Source organism: Bifidobacterium ruminantium DSM 6489, from assembly GCF_000770925.1.
In the GTDB taxonomy this organism is placed as follows: domain Bacteria; phylum Actinomycetota; class Actinomycetes; order Actinomycetales; family Bifidobacteriaceae; genus Bifidobacterium; species Bifidobacterium ruminantium.
The window spans coordinates 1-2,692 of record NZ_JDTK01000047.1 but is presented as its reverse complement, the minus strand read 5'-3'; the positions used below and the strand labels follow the sequence as shown (position 1 = coordinate 2,692).

The window sequence follows — 2,692 nt, the reverse complement described above, 5'->3', positions numbered from 1 at the left end:
CGGTTCCATGCTTCAACGGAACCGGGCCCCAACCCCTACCTAAACAAATCCACATAATCAAGGAAGATGATGAAACAATCAGCAACGCTTGCTCGTCTGAGTAAGAAGACCGTGGCGTTCCTTGCCGCGGCCACCACGCTGCTCGCGGGTCTTTCACTCGCTACGGCCGCACCGCAGCAGGCCAGCGCCGCCACCCGTGACAGCTACGCCGACACCGTGGGAAATCCTACGTTCGAAGCAGCCCGTCAGAAGTACGGCCTGCCGAAGGACATGAAGGACGGTGCGACCCTGCACGCCTTCGAATGGTCCTTCAAAACCATCATGGAGAACATTCCGGATATCGCCAAAGCCGGCTACACCTCCATCCAAACCGAACCAATCGTCAAAATCAAGGACAATCGCAAGCTCGGCACCGGCAACTGGTATCTCAACTGGTACTACGTGTATCAGCCGACCGACATGTCCATCGGCAATTACGTGGTCGGTTCGGAAGACGAGTTCAAGGAAATGTGCAAGCTGGCCCATCAGTATGGTCTGCGCATCATCGTCGATTCCGTGTCCAACCATTTCACCTCTGATTTCGATGTGATCGAAGGCAAATGGAAGAACAAAGCCTACTACCATGAGGACAAGCAGATCTCCGATTACAACAACCGCGAGGACTGCACGCAGCACAAGCTTTCCGGCCTGTGGGATCTGAATACCCAGGATGATACCGTCACCCAGGGCATGGCCGATCTGCTCAAGCAGACCGTGGCCGATGGCGCCGACGGCTTCCGTTATGACGCGGCCAAGCACATCGAGCTTCCGGATGAGGTGTTCGGCGGCAAGAAGTCGAACTACTGGAACACCATCCTGAAGAACGGCTCCCAGTACCAGTACGGCGAGGTACTTGAGGACGCCAACGTCCGTGAAGCTGACTATGCCAACCTGTTCAATAGCAGCTCCCCGCGCGGTGGCGGCATCACCGATTCCAGCTACGGCCATGAGGTGCGCAACGCCGTACAGTTCAAGAATCTGGGCGCAAGCCACTTCACCTCGCACAGCAAGGTGACCGAAGACAAGTCCGTGAATTGGGTGGAATCGCACGATAACTTCGCCAATGGCGAGGCCAACATCCCGCAGGAGCTCTCCGACGAATGGATCAAGTACGGCTGGGCCGGCGTGACCGCGCAGAAGAACGGCATGAGCCTGTTCTTCGACCGCCCGTACAAGGACGGCGGCACGTATGGCACTGGTGGCGTCGGCACTTATGGTAATGGCAGCGGTCCGTTCACCGAGAACTCCAAGCTCGGCGACGCCGGTTCCGACCTGTGGAAGGATCCGGAAGTCGTGGCCGTCAACCACTTCCGCAACGCCATGGTCGGCGAGGACTCCAGCGTCTCCAACTGCGGCGATGACAACTGCCTGATGGTGGAACGCTATGCCGGTTCTGCGGCTCAGGACGGCATGGTTGTGGCGAACGCGAACGGCGCGGAGAAGAACCTCGCCGGACAGTCCACCAAGCTCGCCAACGGCACTTACATGGATGAGGTCACCGGCTCCACCATCACCGTGTCCGGCGGCAAAGTCACCTCCGGTTCCGTGAACGCGAAGTCCATCGCCGCGTTCTCCAACAAGACCCGTTCCGGCAAGGTCTCCACTGCCGAGGCATATCCGAACAAGGGCACCATTCCTGGCGAATCCAAGCTGATCACACTGCGTTCCTACCAGGCCTCCGACACCACCTACACCACGTCCGATGGACAGTCCGGCTCCTACAAGGATGGCGACACCATTAAGATCGGCGCCAAGGCCAAGTCCGACGAAGTAGTGACGGTCACGGTGAAGGGCACCGGCGCTGATGGTGAAGCCATCAAGCACACATACTCCTACACCAAGTACGGCGACCCGACCTATGATCCGAACGATGGCACCGAAAGCCCGTGCGACAAGGATTGCCAGGCATGGTTCAAGAAGAACAATCTGGATCCGGACTGCTACATCAACTCTAGGGAGCCCTGCCACTGGAGGAACGTCAACGTCACCGGAATCACGGTCTCCGGCCCGACTTCCATGGATCTCGGCTCCACCCAGAGCGTGCAGCTGAAGGCTGACGTGACCACGGATCCGGCAGGAAAACACGCCAACGTGGCTTGGACCTCCTCCGACGCTTCGGTGGCTACGGTGGATTCCACCGGCAAGGTTTCCGGTCTCAAGGCAGGAACGGTGAAGATCACCGCCACTGCCGGCACGAACCAGCAGTCCGATAGCATCACCATCAAGATCACTGGCGTGAAGCCTGAGGTCTCCAACGTGATTTATGCCACCAAGCCTGCCGGCTGGGACAAGATCTACGCGTATGTGTACAACGACACTACGTCTAAGAACAACGGCAAGTGGCCCGGCGTTGCGATGACCCAGCTGACCGCTGACGACTCCTGCGCGAAGTCCGGCACCTACAAGTACGAGGTTCCGGACTTGGGTGAGGGCATGTATCGTGTAATCTTCACCAACGGCTCCGGCTCGCAGACCCCTGGTGCCAGCCAACCTGGCATCGAATTCTCCGGCAAGGTGAGCTGGGATGGCTCTTCTGCCGCGGTGAGTGCGGTGAACTGCAACACTCCGCAGCCGGTTCCGGTGTCTTCGGTTGCGATCTCGGGTTCCGGTGTAAGCAACGGCAAGCTGAGCCTGAAGTCCGGTGCGAGCGTGC

The 2,692-nt window shown here is 58.9% G+C and carries 1 protein-coding gene; it reads left to right on the top strand.

All coding sequences use genetic code 11. From position 1 onward, the window contains the following. Window positions 1–66: 66 nt before the first annotated feature. A partial coding sequence (locus tag OU26_RS09255) for a starch-binding protein (protein WP_152571374.1) occupies window positions 67–2,692 on the top strand: 2,626 nt, incomplete at its 3' end.